General features: G+C 62.7%; 21 protein-coding genes. 12 read left to right on the top strand and 9 right to left on the bottom strand.

The window, feature by feature from the left end:
- Positions 1-108 precede the first annotated feature (108 nt).
- The 11 genes from CR152_RS29425 (at position 109) to CR152_RS33925 (ending at position 11,397) form a co-directional block, all read left to right on the top strand.
- On the top strand, positions 109-3,795 hold the full coding sequence (locus CR152_RS29425) for an EAL domain-containing protein (RefSeq protein WP_099880930.1): 3,687 nt from the start codon (positions 109-111) through the stop codon (positions 3,793-3,795).
- Positions 3,796-3,892: 97 nt separating this feature from the next.
- Entirely contained in the window at positions 3,893-5,101 is a 1,209-nt protein-coding gene (locus tag CR152_RS29420; RefSeq protein ID WP_099882905.1) for a GAF domain-containing sensor histidine kinase, read from the top strand.
- Positions 5,098-5,739, top strand: a complete 642-nt coding sequence (locus CR152_RS29415) for a hypothetical protein (RefSeq protein WP_157778821.1) — start codon at positions 5,098-5,100, stop codon at positions 5,737-5,739. The genes CR152_RS29420 and CR152_RS29415 overlap by 4 nt, the downstream gene beginning before the upstream one ends.
- Positions 5,740-5,977: 238 nt before the next feature.
- On the top strand, positions 5,978-6,385 hold the full coding sequence (locus CR152_RS29410) for a hypothetical protein (protein WP_157778820.1): 408 nt from the start codon (positions 5,978-5,980) through the stop codon (positions 6,383-6,385).
- A complete protein-coding gene (locus CR152_RS29405) occupies positions 6,355-6,630 on the top strand; it encodes a hypothetical protein (protein WP_157778819.1) in 276 nt (91 codons plus the stop codon). The genes CR152_RS29410 and CR152_RS29405 overlap by 31 nt, the downstream gene beginning before the upstream one ends.
- Positions 6,631-6,724: 94 nt before the next feature.
- The gene (locus CR152_RS29400; protein WP_099880924.1) at positions 6,725-7,270 is read left to right on the top strand and encodes a phasin family protein; all 546 of its coding nucleotides are present in this window, start codon (positions 6,725-6,727) and stop codon (positions 7,268-7,270) included.
- A gap of 88 nt (positions 7,271-7,358) precedes the next feature.
- Positions 7,359-8,024, top strand: a complete 666-nt coding sequence (locus tag CR152_RS29395) for a TetR/AcrR family transcriptional regulator (protein WP_054263370.1) — start codon at positions 7,359-7,361, stop codon at positions 8,022-8,024.
- A gap of 13 nt (positions 8,025-8,037) precedes the next feature.
- Positions 8,038-8,577 carry an LOG family protein gene (locus CR152_RS29390; RefSeq protein WP_099880922.1) on the top strand — a complete coding sequence of 180 codons (540 nt, stop codon included), beginning with the start codon at positions 8,038-8,040 and terminating at the stop codon, positions 8,575-8,577.
- Between the two features lie 15 nt (positions 8,578-8,592).
- Positions 8,593-9,435, top strand: a complete 843-nt coding sequence (locus CR152_RS29385) for an EamA family transporter (RefSeq protein ID WP_099880920.1) — start codon at positions 8,593-8,595, stop codon at positions 9,433-9,435.
- A 253-nt stretch (positions 9,436-9,688) separates the two neighbouring features.
- A complete protein-coding gene (gene tnpC / locus CR152_RS29380; protein WP_099880918.1) occupies positions 9,689-11,101 on the top strand; it encodes an IS66 family transposase in 1,413 nt (470 codons plus the stop codon).
- 89 nt (positions 11,102-11,190) lie between these two features.
- Positions 11,191-11,397: a hypothetical protein gene (locus CR152_RS33925; RefSeq protein ID WP_208640098.1), complete on the top strand. Its 207-nt coding sequence runs from the start codon at positions 11,191-11,193 to the stop codon at positions 11,395-11,397.
- Positions 11,398-11,401: 4 nt separating this feature from the next.
- On the opposite strand, the gene CR152_RS33430 is transcribed toward CR152_RS33925, so the two are convergent.
- The 5 genes from CR152_RS33430 to CR152_RS29355 all read right to left on the bottom strand — a co-directional run bounded on the left by CR152_RS33430 (position 11,402) and on the right by CR152_RS29355 (position 16,558).
- Entirely contained in the window at positions 11,402-11,689 is a 288-nt protein-coding gene (locus tag CR152_RS33430) for a DUF2335 domain-containing protein (RefSeq protein ID WP_157778818.1), read from the bottom strand.
- Between the two features lie 148 nt (positions 11,690-11,837).
- Positions 11,838-12,044, bottom strand: coding sequence for a hypothetical protein (locus CR152_RS33425; protein ID WP_157778817.1), 207 nt, complete (start codon positions 12,042-12,044; stop codon positions 11,838-11,840).
- Between the two features lie 89 nt (positions 12,045-12,133).
- Positions 12,134-14,839 carry a bifunctional diguanylate cyclase/phosphodiesterase gene (locus tag CR152_RS29365; protein WP_099880915.1) on the bottom strand — a complete coding sequence of 902 codons (2,706 nt, stop codon included), beginning with the start codon at positions 14,837-14,839 and terminating at the stop codon, positions 12,134-12,136.
- A 2-nt stretch (positions 14,840-14,841) separates the two neighbouring features.
- Entirely contained in the window at positions 14,842-15,285 is a 444-nt protein-coding gene (locus CR152_RS29360; RefSeq protein ID WP_099880913.1) for a type 2 periplasmic-binding domain-containing protein, read from the bottom strand.
- A 10-nt stretch (positions 15,286-15,295) separates the two neighbouring features.
- Positions 15,296-16,558, bottom strand: a complete 1,263-nt coding sequence (locus CR152_RS29355) for a hypothetical protein (protein WP_099880912.1) — start codon at positions 16,556-16,558, stop codon at positions 15,296-15,298.
- Positions 16,559-16,913: 355 nt separating this feature from the next.
- Between CR152_RS29355 and CR152_RS29350 the strand changes: the two genes are divergently transcribed.
- Positions 16,914-18,284, top strand: coding sequence for a family 43 glycosylhydrolase (locus CR152_RS29350; RefSeq protein WP_099880910.1), 1,371 nt, complete (start codon positions 16,914-16,916; stop codon positions 18,282-18,284).
- Between the two features lie 202 nt (positions 18,285-18,486).
- On the opposite strand, the gene CR152_RS29345 is transcribed toward CR152_RS29350, so the two are convergent.
- The 4 genes from CR152_RS29345 to CR152_RS29330 are packed head-to-tail and all read right to left on the bottom strand — an operon-like array spanning position 18,487 to position 23,348.
- Complete coding sequence (locus CR152_RS29345; RefSeq protein ID WP_099880908.1) at positions 18,487-18,678, bottom strand: hypothetical protein; 192 nt, start codon at positions 18,676-18,678, stop codon at positions 18,487-18,489.
- Positions 18,675-20,309 carry a hypothetical protein gene (locus tag CR152_RS29340; protein ID WP_099880906.1) on the bottom strand — a complete coding sequence of 545 codons (1,635 nt, stop codon included), beginning with the start codon at positions 20,307-20,309 and terminating at the stop codon, positions 18,675-18,677. The genes CR152_RS29345 and CR152_RS29340 overlap by 4 nt, the downstream gene beginning before the upstream one ends.
- A 44-nt stretch (positions 20,310-20,353) precedes the next feature.
- Positions 20,354-21,760: an IS66 family transposase gene (gene tnpC, locus CR152_RS29335; RefSeq protein WP_099875919.1), complete on the bottom strand. Its 1,407-nt coding sequence runs from the start codon at positions 21,758-21,760 to the stop codon at positions 20,354-20,356.
- A gap of 49 nt (positions 21,761-21,809) precedes the next feature.
- Complete coding sequence (locus tag CR152_RS29330; RefSeq protein WP_099880905.1) at positions 21,810-23,348, bottom strand: transglutaminase domain-containing protein; 1,539 nt, start codon at positions 23,346-23,348, stop codon at positions 21,810-21,812.
- Positions 23,349-23,436: the final 88 nt, after the last annotated feature.

Below are 23,436 nucleotides of genomic sequence, written 5' to 3'. Positions count from 1 at the left end.
TGCGCACAATTGCCTATCGGCGTGCGGATGTGTCAGGATGCAACAGACGAGCTCAAAATGCGATTCCACCAGTTGCACGAGTACCGGTATTAACCCAGGAGCGCAACAGTGTCCGCACGCATCCTTATCATCGAAGACAACCCCACCAATATGGAGTTGATGGTGTATTTGCTGAAGGCATTCGGCTATACCCCATTGACGGCCTACGACGGCGTGAGTGGCGTCGATACCGCGCGCGAGGCGATTCCCGATCTGATCATCTGCGATGTGCACCTGCCGCGCCTGGACGGCTACGGCGTGGTCGCGGCGCTCAAGGGCGACCCGGCGCTGGCCGCCATTCCCGTGCTGGCGGTCACCGCGCTGGCCATGGTGGGCGACCGCGAACGCCTGCTCGACGCCGGCTTCGACGGCTACATCGGCAAACCGATCGAACCGGACACTTTTGTCGCCCAGCTGGAAAGCTTTCTGCCGCTGCAGGCGCCGTCCGCACTGGTGAGCACGCCCGAGGCCGCCCCCGCCGAGCCGGCCGGCGCGCCGGCCAGGCCGCAGGGCGCCGGCCAGGCCACGATCCTGATCGTCGACGACCATGTGCTCAACCGCGAATTTCTGATGACCCTGCTGGGCTACGGCGGCTACCGCCTGATCGAGGCCGCCGACGGGGTCGAGGGGCTCAAGATGGTGTACGCCGAGCGTCCCGACCTGATCATTTCCGACATCCTCATGCCGAACATGGATGGCTACGAGTTCGTCATGCACCTGCGCAAAGACCCGGCCGTGGCCGGACTGCCGGTGATCTTTTACACGGCTACCTACCGCGAGCGCGAAGCGAACAAGATGGCGCTGGCCTGCGGCGTGCGCTGGGTGCTGCCCAAGCCGTCGGACCCGGACGTGATCCTGCGCACCGTGCACGAAGCGCTCGGCATCACCGATCCGGTCCTGCTGCCCTCGTTTTCCGCGCCGCCGGCCGAACCGAACCGCATGCTGTTGATCGATAACACCATGGCCGAGTATCTGGTCGAAGTCGAGTCGAGCAGCAGCCAGGTATTGTCGCGCATCGCCAGCCACGGCATGCCCGAGCCCTCGTACGACCTGTCGCAGATGACCGACCGGCTCTCCAGTTCCCTGTCGAGCCTGCAAGCGGTGAGCCTGCGCCTGACCGCCCTGATCGAGCTGGGGATCGAGCTCGGGGCCGAGCGCGACCCGACCGCGCTGCTCGGAATCGGCTGCCGCGTGGCGCAAAACATCTGCGTCTCCAAATATGCCTGCATCGGGGTGCTCGATGAAGGCGCCGACGAACTGAGTTATTTTTCCTCGTGCGGCGAAAACCGCGCGGCGCGGGTGGTGGCGTCCACCCCGCGCGCCGGGGTGCTGGCCACCTTGCTCGACCAGTGCGTGCCGGTGCGCATGGACGGCGTGGACGGCGATCCGCGCTCGATCGGTCTGCCGCAGGGGCACCCGCCCGTGCACTCCTTCCTGGGTGTGCCGATCGCGGCGCGCGAGCGCGTGCACGGCTGGCTGTACCTGGTCGACAAACTCGGCGCCGACGGCTTTTCGGAAGTCGACGAACGCGTGGCGGTGACGGTCAGCGCGCAGATCGCGGTAGCCTACGAAAACCTGCTGCTGTACGAAGAAATCAAGCGCCACCATGCCCAGCTGACCGCCGACATGACGGCGCGCATCCGCCTCGATGAAGACTTGCGGCGCTTTCGCACCGCGATGGACGCCACCGCCGACGCGATTTTCCTGATCGACCGCTCCGGCATGGCTTTTGTGGACGTCAACGCCACCGCCTGCCGCATGCTCGGCTTCGAGCGTGAAGATTTCCTGGCGCTGTCGGCGCCGGCCCTGCCGGGCGAGGACGCGAACAACAAGCTGCGCCTGAAAGACCTGTACGACCGCATGCTGTCGGGCGACCAGTCGGGCGCCATGACCGAAATGCTGGTGCAGCGCAAGGATGGCTCGACCCTGTCGGTCGAAGTGCAGCGCCGCACGCTGCGCTCCGGCTCGAGCTGGATCCTGGTGGCGGTGGCGCGCGACATCACCGAGCGCAAGGAATCCGAACTGCGCCTGCTGAAACTGGCCCACTTCGACACCCTGACCGGACTGCCGAACCGCAGCCAGTTCTATGCCTCGCTCACGCGCGCGCTGGAGCAGGCCGGCGAACACCGCTGGGCGGTGGGGGTGCTGTTTCTCGACATCGACCGCTTCAAGACCATCAACGACACGCTCGGCCACCCGATCGGCGACGAGCTGCTGCGCCAGTTCGCCAGCCGCCTGGTCGATTCGCTGCGCGTGCGCGACACCATCGGGCGCTTCGGCGGCGACGAATTCGCCGCCATCCTGATGCTGCCCGAAGGCCCGCAGACAGCTATCGCGGTGGTCGACAAGATCCGCGAGAGCCTGCGCCGCCCGTTCGACCTGGAAGGGCACGAAGCGACGGTCACGGCCAGCATCGGCATCACCGTGTATCCGGACGACGGGCTCGATGCCGACACGCTCATCAAATACGCCGACACGGCCATGTACCGCGCCAAGGAAGCCGGACGCGATGCGTTCCGTTTCTTCACGGCCGAGATGAACGCGCAGTCGCTGGCGCGCCTGGACCTGGAAAACGCGCTGCGGCGCGCCATCGACAATGGCGAATTCGTGCTGTACTACCAGCCCAAGGTGCACATCGGGTCGGGCCGCATCAGCGGGGCCGAAGCGCTGATCCGCTGGAAGCGGCCGGGCCACGGCATGGTTTCGCCCGGCCTGTTCATCCCGATCCTGGAAGAGACCGGCCTGATCGTGCGGGTCGGCACCTGGGTGCTCAACGAAGCGTGCCGCAAGATCAGCGAATGGGGCAAGACCAAGACCGGGCCGGTGCACCTGTCGGTGAACGTGTCGGGCATCCAGTTTTTCGTCGGCGGCCTGGAACAGGAAGTGCTCAATGCGATCAAGGTGCACGACATCGCGCCCGAACTGCTCGAACTCGAACTGACCGAAAGCTCGCTGATGTCGAACGCGGAAGACACCATCACGGTGCTGCGCAACCTCAAGGCGCTGGGGATCCAGATTTCGATCGACGATTTCGGCACCGGCTATTCGAGCCTGGCGTACCTGAAGCGCTTCCCGATCGACAAACTGAAGATCGACATCGCGTTCGTGCGCGAAGTGACCAGCAACCCGGACGACGCGGCCATCGTGCTGGCCATCATCAACATGGCGCACAGCCTGAAACTGCAGGTGATCGCCGAGGGCGTGGAAAAGGATGCGCAGCTCGCTTACCTGCGCCGCCACGGCTGCGACGAGATGCAGGGCTATTACTTCAGCCGCCCGCTGCCGGAAGATGAATTCGAGCAGATGCTCAGCGACGGCAAGTACCTGATGCCGCCGCTCGACGAATCCCTGCTCAACCAGCAGACCCTGCTCATCGTCGACGACGACGCCTTCATGCTCGACGTGCTGTCGGACTTCCTGGCGCAGGACGGCTACCGCATCCTGACGGCGCAAACGGCGGCCGAAGGCTTCGACATCCTGGCGCGCCACAAGGTGCAGGTGATCCTGTGCGACCAGTGCATGCCGCTCATGAGCGGGACCGAATTCATGGAGCGGGTCAAGAACCTGTGTCCGGATACCTTCCGCATCATGCTGTCGGCGTATTCGGACCTGACCCCGATCATGGCGGCGATTAACCATGGCGCGATCGACCGCTTCTACACCAAGCCGTGGAAGGGCGCGGTGCTGCGCGAGAATATCCGCGAGGGCTTCCGCCTGCACCACCAGATGCACGGGCACGGGCGCCAGGCCGCGTGACAAGGGCGGCACGCCAGCCTGCCTGAAAATCTCGCGTACCCGGAACGCATGATACGATTGCAGTCCGTTCAACGCGGTTTTCGCGCAAGAGAGATTGATGCAAACAGAGCTAGCGGCCGACATCGCCGCCATTGAGGCGATTTCCTCAGTTCCCACGATCCTCGAAGCGGTCGCCGCGATCACGGGACTGCGCTTTGTCTGCATCGCGCGCGTGAGCGCCGATTCGTGGACCACCTGCGCCGTGCTCGACCGGCTCGGTTTCGGCCTCAAGGTCGGCGACGGCCTCGATGTGGCCACCACCCTGTGCGAAGAAGTGCGCGACACCGGCCGCCCCGTCATCATCGACAATGTCAGCCAGGATGCGCGCTACCGCGACCACCATACGCCGCGCATGTACGGTTTCCAGAGCTATATCTCGCTGCCGATCCAGCGCCCGGACGGCAGCTATTTCGGCACCTTGTGCGGGCTCGATCCGCTGCCGGCGAACCTGTCGAACACGGCCACCGTGGCCAGCATGGGCCTGTTCGCCCAGCTCATTTCCAAGCATCTCGAAAGCGAACTGAAACTGAACGAATCGCAGTGTGCGCTGCTGAGCGAACGCGATACCTCGGAGCTGCGCGAGCAGTTCATTGCCGTGCTGGGACACGACCTGCGCACGCCGCTGTCGTCGATCCTGCTCGGCGCCGAATTGCTCAGGCGCGAGCCGCTCAGCGCGCAGGCCACGGGCGTGCTCGAACGCATGCGCCGCAGCGCGCTGCGCATCTCGGCCCTGGTCAACGATGTCATGGATTTCACGCGCGGGCGCATGGGCGGCGGCATTGCGCTCAGTCTGCGCAACGAGGCCGGCCTGCGGCAGTCGCTCGAACAGGTGGTGGCCGAGCTGCAGGGCGCGTATCCGGAACACCGCATCCTGGCCGAGATCGACCTGCCGGGCGAGGTGGTGTGCGACGGTGGACGCATCCAGCAATTGCTGTCGAACCTGCTCAAGAATGCGCTGGTGCACGGGGCGCGCGAGGAGCCGGTGCTGGTGCGGGCCCTGGTACATGCCGGCGAGCTGGAGATTTCCGTGCTCAACGGCGGCCCGGCCATCGCGCCGGCCACCATCGACCAGTTGTTCAAGCCGTTCTGGCGCGCGCCCGGCCACGCCGCCAGCGAGGGCCTGGGACTGGGCTTGTTCATCGTCGCCGAAATCGCCCGTTCGCACGGCGGCACGCTGGAAGTGAAGTCCGATCACGGCGCCACGCGCTTTACGTTCCGCATGCGCGCCGGTGAGCCGGCCGAGCGGCGCGGGGCCGCGCGCGCATGAGGGCGGCGCTGCTGACGATGCTGCTGCTGGCCGCGGCAGGCGCCCGGGCGGGCGCGGAAACGCGCGCGCTGGCCGAGGCCGAGCTCAAGTCGTTCCATGCGTACTATCAGAAGCGTTTTCCCGACAATCACAGTGCGGCGCCGGCCTTCTCGGTCACGCGCGCGAGCGCCACTGCGCCGTGGCAGGTGACGGCCACGGTGCGCACGGCGCCCCGGCGCGGGCTCAAGCTGCTGTGCCGGATGCAGCGCATCGACTTTGCCTATGCGCCCGAAAAAGGCGAGTGGAGCGGCGGCGAACGCGCGCGCCAGTTCGTCTGGCTCGACCGCGCCAGCGGCTGCGCGGTGCCGGCCAGGCCGGTGGAGCTGTTGCAGCGCATGCCGGATACGGAACTGGTCGGCGTGCTGGCGCAGCAGGGCAAGCTGCTGGAGAAGGCGCGCCTTCTGCTGGCCGGGAACACCGGCTGCGCGCGCCAGCGCTCGGCGCCGTTCGAGCTGCATGCGATCGATGTCGGCACGGCCGGCGAGGGCAGCGAAGAAATGGTGGCGCTGGTGTACCGCAGCGCGCGCGATGGCGATGCCACCATCTGGGCGCGGCGCACCGGTGCCGATTACGATGCGTGGAACGCGAGCTGCCGCTGACAGGTCGCGGCAGCATCAGGTCTTGCCCCGGCATCCGGCCAGCGCGGCGGCGAGCATGCGCCATCCATCAAGTTCCTGTTCAAGCGATCGTTTTCATGGCGGTCAACGCCCGTGAGGGCCGCGTTTCAAGGCCGGCTCACGGAAGGCAGGATACAATTAATGCAGATTGGAAATCTTGCCCGTGAGTCGAGCCGGTGCGGCCGGTCGTCTTATTCACAACAGTGCCGCGGTGGCCGGAATGATCGCGGACATTCGCACCCTCTCTGCGCTTGAATTTCTTTACGAGCGTTTTTTGGACGGCGGCAATGAGGAGCACACGTACTTGCTGAGCCAGATCCTGACGCGCAACGTGGAGCAGCTCGTGCCGCGCATCGAAGCGGAGATAGGCGGCCTGCACGGCGGAACGTTGGCCGCGGTCGAGACCTTGTTATTCGCGGCTGCCGCGCAGGACGCCCTGCGCAGGCACCGCGAACGCGTCTTGCCAGCCTTGCTGACGCTGCCATTGAGGAGCGATGCCGGTGAACGGGTGCCCGAGCCGGTTTCCCGGTACAGTCTGGTCATTGGCAACCGCCCCGGTAGCGTGCTCGGGATCCCGCGACCAAGGGCGCGCTGGCCGTGTATCGCATCGGCCGGCTGGCGCCGATGACGCCCGCGGTGGTGACGGCGCTGTTGCAGGTGGCGGCCCGATCCTATGACGAGGCGGGATGCCAGGCGGTCGCGCTGCTGCACGGGATTCGCGACGACGACCGCAGCCTGCGCGCGGCACGTTTCAAGGAAATCGACGAGCTGCTCGCCAGGACGCCGCCAGGTTTCGCCGAGACGCGCCTGCAACTTTTACGGATGCATTACAGCTTTTCATCCAGCGACTGGAAGCATGGCGACAGGCAATAGCGAGGCCGCCCGCGCTTTAGATAGCGTTCTCTAGACTAGCTCACTAAAATGGGCTGCAGCGATCCCCACCCCCACTCATCAACGGAGTTGCACAATGGAAAAAAAGCTTAAGCCGCAGACGATTGACGACGACACCCAGCTCACCGACACCGTCCGCAGTTCTGCGCATCAGGTCTGGCAGGCCGGCCTCGGCGCGTTTGCCAAGGCGCAGCAGGAGGGCAGCCGGGTCTTCAGCAAACTGGTCGAGGAAGGTAACGACCTGCAAAAACGCACCCGCTCGATGGCCGAGGAAAAGGCGGGCACCGTGGCGGAGGCCGCCGCCGGCGTGGCCGACGCCGCTGTCGGCATGGCCGACCTGGTGGGCCGGCAGGCGTCCGGCTCGTGGGACAAGATGGAGCAGGTGTTCGAGGACCGCGTCATGCGCGCGCTGGTTACCATGGGTGTGCCGACTCAGAAGGAAGTCCAGGCGCTTGCCTTGAAGGTCGAGGAACTGAGCCAGATTGTGGAAGAACTGCGCGCCAAAGCCGCCACGACGGCGCCCAAGAAGGCGGCCAAGCCAACTGCCAAGGCGGCGGCGGCGCGGGCGCGCAAGCGCGCGGTCAAAAAAACGCCGGCGCCGGAGGGCGGGAAGGGCACGTGACCGTACGCCGGGGTATCGTCATTGACCCTGTGAATACATGCATGTTCGGTGTTATGCTTGCGTGAGAAAAAACATCGACCGCCCCGCCATGCTACAGAAAGCTCCACGCCGCACCCGAGAACGCATCCTGGAATTGTCGTTGCGGCTGTTTAACGAGTTCGGCGAGCCGAATATCACGACCACGGTGATTGCCGAGGAGATGAATATCTCCCCGGGCAATCTCTACTACCACTTCCGCAACAAGGACGACATCGTCAACTCGATCTTCGTGCAGTTCGAAGCCGAGATCGAGCGCATCCTGACGGTGCCGGACGGGCGCCGCTCGAACATCGAGGACGTGTGGATTTACCTGCACCTGATGTTTGAGCTGATCTGGCGCTACCGCTTCTTCTACCGCGACCTGAACGACCTGCTTTCGCGTAACCGCAAGCTCGAACTGCATTTCAAGCTGATCCTGGCGCACAAGATCAAGGTGGCCAAGGAATTGTGCGAAGACCTGCGCAGCGAGAAGTCGCTCGAAGCGTCGGACGCCGACATCAATGCCATGGCCACCAACATGGTGGTGGTGGCCACCTACTGGCTGTCGTACGAATACGTGCTCAATCCGCGCAAGTACTCGGAGCAGCAGGCCATGTCGGATGCGCTGGCGCGCGGCTGCTACCAGGTGCTCTCGCAAATCGGCCCGTACCTGCGCGGCGACACGCACCTGCTGTTCCAGAAGCTGTCCGAGGAATACCTCAAAAAACTCAAATAAGAAGCAGGAACCAATGAAGTCAATCGCAGTCTATTGCGGCGCCTCATACGGCGTTTTGCCGCTGTACGCGGAAGCCGCGCGCGCCATGGGACGCGCGCTGGTGGGGCACGGTATCGGCCTCGTTTATGGCGGCGGCAAGGTGGGCCTGATGGGCGTCATCGCCGACGAAGTGCTGCGCCTGGGCGGCGAGGCGGTCGGCGTGATTCCGCAGGCGCTGGTCGAACGCGAACTGGCCCATGGCGGCCTGACCAAGCTGTTCATCGTGCGCGACATGCATGAACGCAAAGCCATGATGGCCGAGCTGTCGGACGGCTTCATCGCCATGCCCGGCGGGATGGGCACGCTCGAAGAACTGTTCGAAATGCTGACCTGGTCGCAGCTCGGCATCCACCGCAAGCCGGTCGGCGTGCTCAATGCCGGCGGCTTCTATGACCTGCTGGCGGCCTTTGTCGCGCATCAGCATCGCGAAGCCTTCGTGCGCGAGGAGCATGCGCGCCTGATGATGGTGGAATCCGAGCCCGAGGCGCTGCTGGCGCGCTTGCTGGCCCGCTAGCGGCCATCCCCGATCATGTCCGGCGCGACCGTGCTGGTGGTGCTGCTCGCGGCCGTGCTGCACGCGAGCTGGAATGCGCTGGTCAAGGCAGGCCCCGATAAACTTCTGAGCACGGTGCTGGTCGCCGCCGGCGCCGGCGCGCTGGCCACGCTGGTGCTGCCGTTCGTGGCGCTGCCGGCGGCGGCCAGCTGGCCGTGGCTGGCCGGGTCGGTGTGCTGCCACGTGGCGTCCTATCGACTGGTTGCCGCCGCTTATGCGCATGGCGACATGGGGCACGCCTATCCCCTGATGCGCGGCAGCGCCCCCTTGCTGGTGGCGCTGGCGGGCGTGACGCTGCACGGCGAGTCGCTCAGATGGCTGCAGTATGGCGCAATTGCCCTCATCTGCGGCGGCGTACTGGCGATGAGCCTTCAAGGGCGCGCCGCCGCCACCCCGGCCGCGCGCCGCGCCACCTCGGTCGCCTTGCTCAATGCCGTGCTGATCGCGTGTTACACCCTGATCGACGGCACCGGCGTGCGTCTGTCCGGCGCTCCGGTCGCCTACACCTTGTGGCTGTTCGCGCTCACGGCAGGCCTGCTTTTGCTGGCGCTGGCGGGCAAGCGCCATGCGCTGCTTGCATACCGACGGCAGTATTGGAAGACCGGCCTGCTGGGCGGCTTCGGCACCATGGCGTCGTATGGACTGGCCTTGTGGGCGATGACCATGGCACCGGTAGCCGTGGTTGCCGCGCTGCGCGAAACGTCGATCCTGTTCGCCGCGATCATCGCGCGCGTGTTCCTGCGCGAGCAGCTTGGCCCGCATCGACTGTGCGCCGTCGGTTTGATTGCGGCAGGCGCGGTGACCATGCGCTTTGCGTGATGGCGCCTGGTACGGCGGTCACGTGATGCTTGACGGTTCGGATGAGCACGGACGCGACCGAACAAAACGGGTTCGATGATGGCCTATTCCGAAGGCGGATCGTTCCCGTTTTTTCAGTCGGATCATCACTGCGATGTTTCATGAATCCAGTCACTGTTCCAATCATCGTGGTGGTCAAAACGTAACTGTTCAGCCTGAATGACCAAAGCAATCAGCGGTTGTAAACTATGTGCAATTGCCGCATCATGTTGTCATGCCACCGAAACCGCCTCGTCCCGACCTCACGCACCTGTCCGATACCGATAAGGACCGGCTCATCGACGCCTTGTTTGCGCGCCTGGACGCGGTCGAAGCGAAACTGGGCATGACCAGCGAGAATTCGAGCAAACCGCCATCGTCGGATGGCCTAGCGAGAAAGCCGAAGACTAGCTCGTTGCGCGGCAAGTCTGGCAAGGCGGTTGGAGGCCAACCTGGCCATGAAGGCAGCACGCTCAAGAGGGTGGGCGAGCCCACCGGAACGGAGGATCATCCGCCGCCGTCGCACTGCGACCGCTGCCACAGTGCGTTGCCCCTGGAGCAGGCAAAAATGCTGGACAGCCGTCAGGTATTCGATGTGCCGGCGATGAGCTTCGAGGTGATCGAACACCGCGTCTACACGGTCGTATGCGCCTGCGGCCAGCGGCACGACAGCGCTTTTCCCGCCGCAGTCAGCGAAGTGGCGCAATACGGTCCGAATGTGCGCGCACTGGGCGTGCATCTGACCCAAGGACAGATGCTGCCATATGCCCGCGCCGCCGAGTTGATTTGCGAGATGACGGGCTTATCGGTGTCGCCGGCAACGCTGCACGCATGGGTTGGCGATGCCAGCGTGGCTTTGCAAGGCACAGCCGACCTGATCGCACGGCAGTTGCACCACGCGCCAGTGCTGTGCGCCGACGAATCCGGCCTGCGTGTGGACGGCAAGCTGCACTGGATGCATGTGGCGGCCACTGCGGATCTCACCTGGTACGGCATGCACGCAAAGCGCGGCCTGGAGGCTATCGTCGCGCATGGCATTCTGCCCAAACGCCTCGGCGTCCTGGTGCACGACTGCTGGGCTCCCTACTGGAAACTCGACGATGGCCTGCACGCCTTGTGCAATGCTCATCTCCTTCGAGAACTGGTTTATGCGCAAGAGGTGACCGGCCAGGACTGGCCGGCCGCCATGACGGAACTGCTGCTCAACGCTCATAGACTGAGCGCGGCGGCGCGCCAGCAAGGCCGGCCATTTGACGCCGATGCCATCGCCGCCTTCACCACCGTCTACAACGATATCGTGCGCGCAGGCGAACAATTGAACCCTCTCAAACTCAAGCCCGACGGAAAACGTGGTCGCTGCAAACAGTCAGACGCCCACAATTTGCTGCGCCGCTTCCGACTGCACGCCGACGCCATCTTGCGCTTCATCGCCGACCCCACCGTCCCGTTCTCCAACAATATTGCTGAACGGGCCGTGCGCATGCCCAAGGTCAAACAGAAAATATCGGGCTGCTTCCGCACCGTTACCGGCGCCGCCAACTTCTGCACCATCCGCTCCTGCCTCGACACGCTACGCAAGCAGGGACACAGCATGTTGGAAGTGCTGCGTCGGGCATTTGCTGGCGATCCGATCATGCCAGCTGCGTAGCGGCCGAACAGTTAACAATCGCATTCAATACCATGGTCAAACCGAAGCGCAAACTGACCTCCGCCCAGAAAAGGGAGAAGGCGCAGTTCATGACAATCTTCATCAACGGAAAACAAAAACGGGTGCGTCGTCCGGTCCTGATGGACGGCCTGGGTCCCGATGAGTTCTACTTGCGAAATGCCGATTCGATCGCGCTGCATCAAGACGGGCTATGGGAATGCACAGCGGCGGCCGAACAAGGCGACATCGCTTTCACCGATGCGAATGACGCGGATTGCTTTGGTCATTCAGGCTGAATAGTTACGTCAAAACAATGCCAGCTAGAACATCCCTACTCATCCACGCGAACAGCGCCGACATCCCGTATCCGCCGGCGGTCAAGCTATACGCCATCCAGCGAATGCGGCGCTTGTCGTCTTTTTTTGCGTTGAAAATATTCTGTTGCAGCTCGCGGATATGGGCTGAGTCTGCCTCGAGTATTTTCAGAATGCGCTCGGGGGCATCGGCAATGACTTCACCGTACTGGCGTAATATTTCAGGATGCGGTAGCGAGCTGTTAAACGCGTGGCGTCCAAGTGCGTCATTCATCCTTCGCCTCTCGGTCAGATGATCGGTGCCAGGCAGTACTCGGGTCATCATGGATGGAAAGTTGCGGGACAGTTCTCGTATTTTAAGAAAATTTCCAGGTGTTTTGCTGAGGATGAGAGGTGTGTAGAGTGGGGACGAACCAACATGCCTACTCGGTATTTTCTTTTTCGACATCTCGCCCCACCTTGTCGATGGCAGCTTTCATTCGGCACCCGACCCCTGCCCAGTTGTCGCGCATCATCTCAGCAGCGCTATCAGGGACGTGAAACCCGCTGTAATTGTTGTAATCGCCGTAATCGCTGTTGTGGCGCAACGAAAAGACGACCGGAAATGCCTTGAGTATTTTCGATAGCATCAAGAACCTCCAACCAGGAAATGAACACGAACACGTTGATCGCTTCTGATTCGACCTGCGCGCATCGCATTTAGTTCAACCGGATGGCTTCAGGCGACATCGGCTTGCGGTGGATGCAGACTGCGCCCGGGGTGAGCGCAACCGGCCTGCATGCGCGCCTGTTCGGCCAGCAGCGCCGCGATCTGGGCCGCCGGCACCGGGCGGCTGAACAGGTAACCCTGCATTTCATCGCAGTCGTTATCGCGCAAGAAGGTGCACTGCTGCTCGGTCTCCACCCCTTCGGCGATCACGCGCAGGTTCAGCTTGTGGCCGAGCGAGATCACGGCCATCGCGATGGCCTGGTCGTCGGTATTGTCGGCCAGCTCGCGTACGAAGGATTTGTCGATTTTCAGGCTGCTGATGGGGAAGGACTTGAGCGCCGACAGGCTCGAATAGCCGGTGCCGAAGTCGTCGATCGACAGCGACAGGCCCATTGCCTCGAGCTCGCGCATCTTGCCGACCGACTGCGCCAGGTCGCGCATGATCAGGCTTTCGGTCACTTCCAGTTCCAGCGCGCCCGGGGCCAGGGCGCTCTCGCGCAGGGCCGCGGCGACCCGTTCGACCAGGCGCTTTTCCTCGAACTGGCGCGGCGAGACGTTGACCGACATCGTGATCGGCGCCAGTCCCGCATCCTGCCACGCCTTGTTCTGGCGGCAGGCCGTGTGCAGCACCCAGTCCCCGATGGCGACAATCAGGCCGCTTTCCTCGGCCAGGCCGATGAAGCGCAGCGGGGACACCACGCCATGCTCCGGATGCTCCCAGCGGATCAGCGCCTCGACGCCGAAAATGAGGCCGCTGCGCAGGTCCACCTTGGGCTGGTACAGCAGGTGGAACTGGCCTTCGTCGAGGGCGCCGCGCAAGCCTTCGAGCAGCACCAGTTTTTCTTCCACGCTGGCGTTCATCTCGCGCGCGTAGAACTGGAAGTTATTGTTGCCCATCTCCTTGGCGCGGTACATGGCGGCGTCGGCGTTCATCATCAGCGTATTCGGATCGGCGCCGTCGCGCGGGTACATCACCACGCCCATGCTGCAGCTGACCTGCACTTCCTGGCCCTCCAGCAGCACCGGCTCGGTGACCGCCTGGCGGATCTTTTCGAGGATCGGGGCGACCGCCATCGGATTGTCGGCCTGGTCGGGCAGGATGATGATGAATTCGTCGCCGCCGAAGCGGCCCAGGGTATCCTCGCGCCGCACGCAGGCGCTCATGCGCGCGCCGACCACCTTGAGCAGTTCGTCGCCGGCGTTGTGGCCGAGACCGTCGTTGACCAGCTTGAAACCGTCGAGGTCGATGAAGGCAACCGCCACGCAGCGCCCGCGCCGCTGCGCCTGCAGGATGGCCTGGTCGAGGCGGTCGCGGATCAGGCTGCGGTTGGGCAGGCCGGTCAGTTCGTCGTGGTGCGCCATGTGGCGGATGCGTTCCTCGGCCACCTTGCGCTCGGTGATGTCGCGCACGATCGCCACCACGCCGTCTTCGACCGCCACCACCTGGCGGTGCAGCCAGCAGGTGCGCCCGCCGCTCAATTCAGCCAGCCATTCGGCTTCGTGCACGCCGCCGACCAGGGTGACCTTGATCAGGTCCTCGAAGATACCGTTGTCGCGGAAGGCCGGCAGCATGGCCGACAGGCGCAGGCCGCGCAGGCTCGGTTTGTCCATGCCGGCCAGCTTTTCGGCGCGCGTGTTGGTGGCCTCGATGACGAAGTCGGCGATCGTGCCGTCGTCGGCACTGATGCTGCGCATGACGAAAAAGGCGTCCAGGCTCGCTTCCGAGGCGGCGGCATAGGTCTCCTGGGCGCGGCGGATGCGGCGCCGCGTGCGCGTGAGCTGCCACGACCACCCGCACACCAGCGTGACGATGATGACCAGCAGCGCGCTGCCGCTGCCGGCCACCCACAGGTAGTTGCGGCGCTGCTGCTCGAAGGCGGCCATCGATTCGTGTTCGGACAGGCCCACCAGCGCGGTCAGCGAAAAGCCGTGCAGGCGGCGCACGCTGGTGTGGCGGCGCACGCCGTCCCAGTCGCTGGCGACGACCTGGCCGGCGCCGGCCTCGCGCGGCACGTGCGGCGCGCGCAGGCCCCATACCACCTTGTCGCCGATGCGCAGGGCACGGAACACGCCATCGGTTCCGTACAGCCCGAGCGCACCCGACTCGCCCAGGCGCGAACGCTCGTAGCCGCTGGTGAAGTAGGCCGGGTCGACTTCGACGATGGCCACGCCGGCGAAGCGGCCATCCTTGTCGTTCAGGCGCCGCGTGAAGTGCAGGTGCCAGTCGGGATTGGCGCTGTCGCGCAGGGTCTGGCTGACGAAAGGGGTGCCGGTGTCGCTGCCGCTGTCGCGGTGAAAGGCAAAGTAGCTCTGGGACGAGACGTTGATCTCGCGCGCAGGCGGATTGCTGGCCACGACCATGCCGCCGCGGTCGGCGATGCTGACCACGAACACCAGGCCCGAAGGCAGCAAGCCTTGCTGGTTCAGGGCCGGCAGGGCGCCGGCCGTGCCTTTCAGCTCGACCGCGTACTTGAGCACCTTGAGGGTCTGGTCGATGCTGCCCAGGTTGCGCTGCATCTGCGCTTCGTAGGTGTCGATCAGTTCCTGGCTCGAGTCGCGCGCGGCGTCGCGCGCGGCGCTGCGTTCGATGCCGATGAAGTGGTCGGTCGCCATCCAGATGATCACCAGCAGCAGCATGGCGAACAGCGGCAGCGAGATGTGGGTCTCCTGTGCGAGCCCGAGCAGGCGCGTGAAGCGGGCGCGCGGTCCGTTCATGCTCAGCGCACCACCAGCACGGCCTTGACGCTGTGATCGAGCGCCGCCTTGTCGATGTAGCCGATCAGCGCCGGGTTATCGGCCACCATGCGGCGCACGGCGGCGCTGTCTCCGGCCTCCTGCGGCGGCTGGCCGCGCCCCGTGAAGATCATCTTGGTCCAGTAAGCCTTCAGCAGCGCCGGCGTCTTGGCCGTGACGCGCGCATAGAACTCGTCGCGCAGGCCGGTGCCGATGCGCTGGTCGAGCGCCACCGCTTCGGCGCCGTCGGGGAAGGTGCCGACCTGGCCGAGGAAGATGTCGGCCACCTGGTCGGCGCGCATGCTGGCGACCTGGCTTTTGGCCGAGACGATCACCACCAGGTCGGTGCCGGCCGCGTGCAGCGGCTGGAGCAGCAGGAGCGAGAGGGCGCAGGCGGCCAGCAGGCGGTGGAGAAAAGGGTTGTTCATGCCGGCGCCCTCAGAACACGAAGTCGAGCACCGCGCTCGCGAGGTTCACGCGCGGGCGCGCGCTAAAGCCTGGCTGCACGTTGAACAGGGTACCGCGCGAACGCTCGTCCGGCCGCACCCGGTCGTACTGGAGCTTGAGGGCGATATTGCGGCGCACGTCCCAGCGCACGCCGGCGCTGGCGGTGGTCTGGGCCGGCACGCTCATCAACAGGTAGTTCAACCCTTCATTGAGTCGAGCGGCCGACGCGGCCTGCGCGGGCGGCAAGCCGTCGAGCGGCAGGCCGGGGTCGCGCGTCGAGCTCCTGGCCTTGGCGCCGGCGAAGGCGATGTAGGGCGTGAACGCGCCGAAGCGGTAGCCGGCGCTGGAATACAAGGTGATCGACTTGCCGAAAAAGGAATGCGTGGTAAAGCGCCCGATTTCGGCCATCGCGAACCAGTTGCCCGGATCGTAGGTGGCGCCAAGGGTCAGGGCGTTGAAGCGCTTGCGCTCGACTTCATACTGATCCGCCAGGGACTCGCCGCGCGGGCCGAACCGGCGCAGGCCGTCGAACAGGTACTCGGCCAGGTCGATCGTCACCTCGCTGCTGAAGGCGCTGATACGGCCGCTCAGGGCGCCGTGTTCCGCCGTGGTCGATACGCCGGTCAGCTTGCGCGACTTGACCTCGTTGTCGTTCAGCAGATCGAGGGTGGTGCCGCCGGCGAATGCCTGGCTGACGAACTTGACGCCATTGGCGCGCCAGCGGTAACTGACATCGATCCCGTCGCTGTTACTGATCGGGATGGCGCCATACACCTCGACCGGGGTGCGTGCCCATGGGTAGGCGTAGCCGATCTTGCGGTAGTCGGCCGCCAGGAACACCGGCAGCGCGATGCGCCCGAGGCGCACCGACAGGTCGGGCGTGGCCTGGTACTTGATGTTGGCCCATTCGACGATGGGGCGGTAGCTGCGGTCCAGCCGCTGTTCGGTAATCACCTGCACCACGCCCGACCATTGCTTGTTGACGGTGACGCCGAGCTGCGCGCCGAGGCGGCTGTCCACGTGCGGGCTCCAGGCGTCGGTATAGCCGGCGCCGGTGGCCTTGAGCACGCTGGAGCTGAAGTCGGCCTGGCGGTTGTCGGAATGGCTCACCGCGGCCGTGCCGAAGCCGCCGAACGTCCATTTCACGGCATCGGCGTCGGCCGCGCGCGCGCCGGCGCTGGCCAGCAGCACGACGCCCAGGGCGCAGGCGCGCGTGGCGACAACATGGGCAGGGCAGGGGGAAGACTTGTGCATGAATAAGGTCCGGTGGTGCATGCCTTACGGAGGCGCAGCACGGTGGTGCGCGCGCAAGCGGGGAGGCCAGGTGCGGGAGTGGTCGGTTCGTCAGGCTGGCGGGAGCGGGGCCAGCGCGGGGTTCAGACTCGACTTTATAGAGCAGGGTGGCGCTTGTCGATGATTATCCTGCCGGACGTAATCGTCCTGATAACTTGTGCTGCAGAAACGCAACATTCGGTGAGAATTGACTTTCGCAGGGATGGCGGGCGATACCGAAACGGTGATCGCGCGGCGCTAAAAAGTGATTGGCCGGCGCGCGCGGCGCGGCCTACCCTGTGTTGGCAGGACAACCACATAACAAGATCGGAGACCCATGTTAAAACCACTACTGACGGCGCTGAGCCTCGCCCTTGCCGCCGCCCCGGCGCTGGCCATCGAACTGGCTGGCGCGAAGGGCGCCCACGACCCTGGCACCATCACCAAGGACGGCGACACGTACTTCAACTTCACCACGAGCGACGAGGGCATCTGGCACTCCACCTCGAAGGACCTGGTGACCTGGTCGCCGCAGACCAAACCGGTGTTTGCCACCTACCCGGCCTGGATCGCCAACAAGATCCCGGGTTTCAAGGGCTCGATCTGGGCGCCCGACGTGATCCACATGAACGGCTACTACTACCTGTACTACTCGGTGTCGCAATGGGGCACGACCACGTCGGCGATCGGCGTGGCGCGTTCGGCGTCGCTGAAAAATCCGTCCTGGACCGACCTTGGCATCGTGGTCGAATCGTTCGGCGGGTTCACCGAAATGAACGCGATCGACCCGGCCCTGTTCCGCGACCATGACGGCAAGGTGTATATGTCGTACGGCTCATTCTTTGGCGGGATCGGAGTGGCGCAGATCAACCAGGCCACCGGCAAGCTGGCCGGCAGCGTGACCAAGGTGCTCGGCGGCGGGCACAAGGACATCGAGGCGCCGTACATTACGCGCAATGGCGGCTACTATTACCTGTTCGTCAACCGTGGCGCCTGCTGCAAGTGGGCCGACAGCACCTATTACGTGGAAGTGCTGCGCGCGACCAGTATCACAGGGCCGTATTCGGACGCGCGCACCATTCTTCCCGTCAGCGATGGCAAATACCGGGGGCCGGGCCACGTGGCGGTGCTCAAGCAGGATGGCTGCAATTTCGTCTCCACGCATTATTACGACCTGTCCGACGGGGGCAGGGCCAAGCTGGATATCCTCAAGATGACGTACAGCGGCGGCTGGCCGAGCATGACGCGCAATTTCACCAGCTTTGCCGGCTGCGGCGGCATCAGCGACGGCGCCTATGCGATCAAGTCGCGCGCCAGCGGCAAGGTGCTGACGGTGGCCGGCGCCGCCACAACAAACGGCGCGATGGTGCAGCAGGCTGCCGACAGCGGCGCGAAGCACCAGTCGTGGTATGTGATCGGGCAGGGCGATGGCTATTACAGCATCATCAACGCGGGCAGCTTGCGCAGCCTGGATAACTACGGCAATTCCACCACGGCCGGCACCCCCATCGCGCAGTGGGATTACTGGGCCGGCGGCGGGCAGCGCTGGCGTTTCGCCAGTCCGGCGGCGGGCTGGCACACGGTGAGCAACCAGCTGAGCGGCATGGGGCTGGACATCAAAGGCGGCAGCACGCAGGACAATGCGGCCATCATCCAGAACCCGCTCAACAACGCCGCCAGCGAGCAGTGGGCGCTGCAGCGGCGTTAGCGCGCTACCGGAGGCTGCGCGGACGGCGGCGTCCGGCAGCCAAGCGTTGCAAGCTCATACGAAAACTGGCCGTAACCCACGCCGCTGTCTCCGACTCCACCGTATTCGAAACGCTGCTCGATCCGAACAATACCAGTCATTGGACAGAGGTGGCATGCTTGCTCGTCGCGTACTGCTTACTTCTCGTCGCAACGACGTTGCATCAGTCGTCTTTTTTGCCCGCTTCTTGTTTATCAACGAACCAGGCTAGTATTGCCGTCATTCCTACCGAAGCGGCGGGCAAGACAAATCCCCACAGAGTATGCGTCTTCCACAGCCCGATCAGTGCCAAAAGGAAAAAGACAAAATTGAATATAAAATGCGCCTTCCAAATGTTCTTCGATCTCACACTCATGCATACCTCCAATCCGGCCTATTTTTCCGAAGATTGAATCCCAATTCCGTCACGATAATCAAAGCGATATATAAAAGCAGGGCGATAAATACAAAAAAGAACAGGAACGGTGAAAGGGCAAAGGCCAATGCGCCGAGCTGTACAAGCCCGACGATAATCGCCAGCCGTTTGGTCAGTTCCGTCTGGATCCATAATTTATCGGGATCTGTCGCCAGGGCAGCTACGAGCGTCACCACCGCTATCAGAAGCGTGATACCTACGACGACCGGTCCAGCGACTAGTGCTAATCCAATAGCAGTACCGCCATAAAATGCAAAACTCATTATCTGCGTAAGCGCAAACAGTGCCGCGCCGCCCTGAAAGATTACTTCGCCGCCGTTGCCGCCCCCTGCTATTTTATACGCACCAGCACCTGTCTGTGGGTCGAGTATCAAATAGCCGCTTCCCGTCCAGCCGCTGATGGCAATATTTTTTTCGTGTACAGTGACTTCCTTACCTGAAGCAAGTGCATTGGCGATTTCCGATTTCACATCCTGATCGATCGCAAGTGATTGCAGAATGGTACTGTGCAGAGATAGATTGCGTGAATTAAGAGCATAGATCCTCTGCCCCTGCGCTGCAGCAACTGCTAGAGCCTTCACTGCCGACACACCCTGTGGCTGTGCGGGATGACTCGCCGGCAAGGCCGCGTTGCGGGCCAATATTTCCGGTATCGTGTGCTCAGCAGCTGAGCTTTCTGCACCGATTCGCCGCATGTGGTCCGCCTTGTCGCTGGCGTTGGCGTTGCTTGACTCAAGCTGGGTGAAGAGATAGTCTACATCAATTCCCATACCCGGGAAGCTGACATTACGTGCTATGCCAAACCAGTAGCTTGGCTGGACCGATGTATAAAAACGTCCATAACTTGGCAAGCGGTACGACTTCATGTTGCCGGAAATGGTGGCGTCGAGCGCATTGCTGGCGTTGACCTTGGCGAAGTAAGCCAATATTCCGGCCTGCAATAAATCGCCTGCCACGTCTTCTTTTGTCAGTCCCTCGATCAAAGTTGTGTCATTTGGGCGCTGCTCGAACTGCTTGAGCTTTGAGTGGGTCGCTTCCATCCGTGCTTGTTGTTTTTTCAATTGTTGTGCACCATTGCCCTGCAGGTCCATTCCAATAGCGTTGTATTCCCCCACCACAATGTCGTTGTCTGCGCCGCCGTCCCATGCTGCCTTGGACGGGTTATAAAACTGATTTGATTGCCGCACTTCGCTGCCCATGGTAAAGCTACCAGGGGTTTGCGCCACCAGTTCGCCATCAACCCTGAGCTGCGCTTTCAAGCGCAGCAAATAGCCAGGCAAGCTCGTGGGAAACTCATGAGGCTGGATAGGTGTGCCGTCCAGATGCGGCTTGGGCATGTAACTGGCAATCAGGTCTTCATCTGCCTTGGTCGCTGCGGCAAAGCTCAAGGTAATCTTCTTTCCCGCCAGCGTCGAGGTAGGGCGATTAATCTCGATAATTGGATCGCTGCCATCACTAAAGCCGTCGGCAGCATAAATATTGGTTTTAAATTTCCATTTCAAGTTATCGGGAACAAGCTGGAATCGGCTGCCAATCGCCACCGTCTTGTATGGCAGCGTGCCAGCCAGCATACTGTGGTTGTGGGCGATGATGTTTTGCGGTGACTGTTCAGCGCCTATGCAGTTGGCTGGATGGGATTACCGGCGAATGCTCGCTGTAGCACTTCCAGCATACCGTGACCCTGCTTGCGCAGCGTATCAAGGCAGGAGCGAATGACACAGAAATTGTCGGCGCCTTCGACGGTGCGGAAGCAGCCCGAAACCTTCTGTTTTACCTTGGGCATGCGCACGGCCCGTTCGGCCACGTTGTTGGTGAACGGTACGGCGAGATCGCGAATGAACAACAGGACGGCGTCAGCATGTTTGCGGAAGCGCCGGAGTAGATTGCAGGCGACCGATTGCTTGGCGCGGCCGCCCTTCCAGATGGGAAGTTCGATCTCGGGATGCAGTGCTTCCCCTTCAACGACGATGGCGTCATAAAGTGTCGTGAATGCAGCGATGTCGGTTTCGCTGAAGCGCTTTCCGGAGCGCCGTGCAGCCCAACATAGCTGATTGGCGCTGAGCAGGAAATCCGTCATCGTCTGGGGCCACTGATGTCCCGTGAGTTCCTTCACGTACAGCAGTTCGCGCAGCAAATGCGCGTTGCACAAGGCGTGTGTGGCATCGTCCAGTTTCCAGTACGGCGACCAGCAGTCGTGCACCAGTACGCCCGAGCGATGGGGCAAGATGGCATGCGCGGTGATCGCCTCCATGCCACGCTTGGCGTGCAAGCCGTACCAAGTAAGCGTGTCGTTGGCCGCGATATGAAGCCAGTGCAGTTGACCAGCCACACGCAGGCCTGATTCATCGGCGTTGACCAGCGCGGCGTCGCGCAAATACTGCGCGATCAGATCTGCCGTGCCTTGCAATGCCAGGCGCGCTTCGCCTACCCAGGCCACCAGCGTGCCGGGTGAAATAGCGAGACCATACACGTCACGAATCAGCTCGGCGGCGCGAGCAAACGGTAGCATCTGGCCCTGCGTGAGGTGGACCGCCAACGCGCGCACGTTGGGGCCGTATTGCACCGGCTCGGTCACGTTAGCCGGGAATGCGCTGCTGTGCAGTTGTCCACACTGGCAGCGCACGGATAGCGTGCGGTGTTCCACGATGTCGAACGCAACGACAGGCACATCGAATACCTGACGGCGTTCTTGGACTACGGCATCGTACAGCGGCAATGCATGCTGACAGCGGTTGCAGTGTTCTGGCAGCGGATGACCGGTGTGGCTGGTCGGCTGCAAGGCCTGCTTGAGTGTGCTGCCCTTGCGGCCAGCCTGGCCGCCGGGCAGTTTGCCCGACGACTCGCGCAAGGAACTGGTCTTCTTGGTCAGTCCATCCGACGAGGGTGGCTTGCTGGAATTGTTGCTGTTCTTGTTGACCTTCGATTCGAGCGCCTCCAAGCGGGCCAGTAACGTCAGAATGAGGATGTCCTTCTGTTCGTGGGACAGGCAGGTCAGGTCGGGAGAAGGAGGTTTCGTTGCCATCCGAGCATGATGAACGTGATCGGAATTGTTTACAACAAATATCTGGCGTTCATAGGGACTGAACAGTCACGTTTTGCGAACCTATCACATCCCTCACCGTTGCTTTTGGATTCTGGCCGTCAATATAAGACGCCAGCTGAGTTTGATGAGAAGCAATCTGGCTCTGCAGGTTCTTCAGGTTGATATTTTGAACATAGCCCTGCGTCTCGTTCAGCGTCGCGCCTTGCTGAATGCTTGCCAGGGAAGCTGCGGCATCAAACGCGACCTTATCGTTGATATCCATACCCTTGGTGTACCGATATTGCTTGAAGCTTGCATCGAGGTCAACCCAAGTATCCGGATTCTTGTTAACCGCACCACGGCTTGGAATATAGTCAACATACGCCTGCACCCAGACGTGCTCCATGCGGATCGTCTGCACGACGCCGCCTGCCGTCATTCCAATATTCGGGATGCCGCCTTGCCCCAGCAGATTCTGGGCCGCTTCGGGCTTGCTTACGCCTCCCACCCAGTTCATGGCGGCGGTAGCCGGGATATCGATCGTTCCGTAAACATACCGCGCCGGAATGCCGCTCGCGCGGTACAACGCAATGAGCAGTGACGCCGTGTCGATCGCATTGCCGCGTTTGTTCTCAAGCGTCATCTCACTGCCTTGAATACTCCCGTGCGATGGAATATATAAGATATTGTTTCTAACCCAATTGTAGATCGTGACCGGATTCTTATTGAGCAGTGCAGCCTGGGCATGGATGGCCGGCGTGATTTGCACGTCATCGGTTTGCGCAAGATCGGCCGCATTTGGCGTCTTCGGCAGCACCGTCTGGGTGAACTGGATGCCATCCGGAATTGGACCGGCAAGCAGGATGGCATTATGCTTTGGCGGGAACAGACTAGCCTGATACTGTTCCTTGCTTGTGATTGGCGCACGCGTTTTGGCATCCGCCATACCGAACGGTAGCTTGTTCGGGTCTGTATATTGGTGCGGCTTCGCGTGCTGGTGCCTTACCATGAAGCTAGCGAGTTCGGCCAATGCAGCCGCTTGGCCACTGCCTTGATCAGGGCTTTGCTCAACGGCAATCATCAGGCGGTCGAATTCTGCCCTACGGCTTTTGTATTGACCTGCGGCAAGCGCATGACGGTTAAGGATTTCTTGCGGAAGCCTGGCATCCTTTAAACGTTGACCGGTACTGGCGAACCCCTCTTCAATGCTTGAATACAGCCCCTTCAATTCCCCATATTTGGTCCGAATGTTCTTCGCTTTTGCTGGCAGGTCGTGGCCAACGAATTTGGCTTTGCCAGTCATGAGGGCGTTCTTGCCGAGCGCCACTTGCGGCACAGTGACCTTCAGATCTTCATGTATGTCTGCCAGCAATTTCGCAGCGCGCTCGTCGCTAGTGGGAACCTTTGCACTGGCATGGCGGGCGGCGACGGCGCGATTCGCATTCTTCAGCAGGCCAGCCTCCTCGGCAGCATTGTATTGATTCTGAGCGCGCGCCAACGGCGATAGCGTCAGGCTGGTAAAAGTCAGGAGGACAAAGGAGGCGGTCGTGCGTTGGAACGTGAAATTACGGAACAAGTTGCGGAACATCGGGACTTCCTTATTGATTTAACGTCATTTGATTCTTTAACCGGTAGAACGCGAAAGAGTGCGCGTCAATCCGGGGAGGCGCAGGGCT

This window comes from Massilia violaceinigra, assembly GCF_002752675.1.
Taxonomy (GTDB): Bacteria; Pseudomonadota; Gammaproteobacteria; order Burkholderiales; family Burkholderiaceae_D; genus Telluria_A; species Telluria_A violaceinigra.
Note: the sequence above shows the minus strand (reverse complement) of the source record. Positions and strands in the feature narration are given on the sequence as shown.

Excerpts from the sequence above, each read along its gene's own strand:
- CR152_RS29420 (WP_099882905.1), top strand. The coding sequence starts at position 3,893 with ATGCAAACAGAGCTAGCGGCCGACATCGCCGCCATTGAGGCGATTTCC.
- CR152_RS29415 (WP_157778821.1), top strand. The coding sequence starts at position 5,098 with ATGAGGGCGGCGCTGCTGACGATGCTGCTGCTGGCCGCGGCAGGCGCC.
- CR152_RS29410 (WP_157778820.1), top strand. The coding sequence starts at position 5,978 with ATGATCGCGGACATTCGCACCCTCTCTGCGCTTGAATTTCTTTACGAG.
- CR152_RS29400 (WP_099880924.1), top strand. The coding sequence starts at position 6,725 with ATGGAAAAAAAGCTTAAGCCGCAGACGATTGACGACGACACCCAGCTC.
- CR152_RS29395 (WP_054263370.1), top strand. The coding sequence starts at position 7,359 with ATGCTACAGAAAGCTCCACGCCGCACCCGAGAACGCATCCTGGAATTG.
- CR152_RS29390 (WP_099880922.1), top strand. The coding sequence starts at position 8,038 with ATGAAGTCAATCGCAGTCTATTGCGGCGCCTCATACGGCGTTTTGCCG.
- CR152_RS29385 (WP_099880920.1), top strand. The coding sequence starts at position 8,593 with ATGTCCGGCGCGACCGTGCTGGTGGTGCTGCTCGCGGCCGTGCTGCAC.
- tnpC (WP_099880918.1), top strand. The coding sequence starts at position 9,689 with ATGCCACCGAAACCGCCTCGTCCCGACCTCACGCACCTGTCCGATACC.
- CR152_RS33925 (WP_208640098.1), top strand. The coding sequence starts at position 11,191 with ATGACAATCTTCATCAACGGAAAACAAAAACGGGTGCGTCGTCCGGTC.
- CR152_RS33430 (WP_157778818.1), bottom strand. The coding sequence starts at position 11,689 with ATGAATGACGCACTTGGACGCCACGCGTTTAACAGCTCGCTACCGCAT.
- CR152_RS33425 (WP_157778817.1), bottom strand. The coding sequence starts at position 12,044 with ATGCTATCGAAAATACTCAAGGCATTTCCGGTCGTCTTTTCGTTGCGC.
- CR152_RS29365 (WP_099880915.1), bottom strand. The coding sequence starts at position 14,839 with ATGAACGGACCGCGCGCCCGCTTCACGCGCCTGCTCGGGCTCGCACAG.
- CR152_RS29360 (WP_099880913.1), bottom strand. The coding sequence starts at position 15,285 with ATGAACAACCCTTTTCTCCACCGCCTGCTGGCCGCCTGCGCCCTCTCG.
- CR152_RS29355 (WP_099880912.1), bottom strand. The coding sequence starts at position 16,558 with ATGCACAAGTCTTCCCCCTGCCCTGCCCATGTTGTCGCCACGCGCGCC.
- CR152_RS29350 (WP_099880910.1), top strand. The coding sequence starts at position 16,914 with ATGTTAAAACCACTACTGACGGCGCTGAGCCTCGCCCTTGCCGCCGCC.
- CR152_RS29345 (WP_099880908.1), bottom strand. The coding sequence starts at position 18,678 with ATGAGTGTGAGATCGAAGAACATTTGGAAGGCGCATTTTATATTCAAT.
- CR152_RS29340 (WP_099880906.1), bottom strand. The coding sequence starts at position 20,309 with ATGCTGGCTGGCACGCTGCCATACAAGACGGTGGCGATTGGCAGCCGA.
- tnpC (WP_099875919.1), bottom strand. The coding sequence starts at position 21,760 with ATGGCAACGAAACCTCCTTCTCCCGACCTGACCTGCCTGTCCCACGAA.
- CR152_RS29330 (WP_099880905.1), bottom strand. The coding sequence starts at position 23,348 with ATGTTCCGCAACTTGTTCCGTAATTTCACGTTCCAACGCACGACCGCC.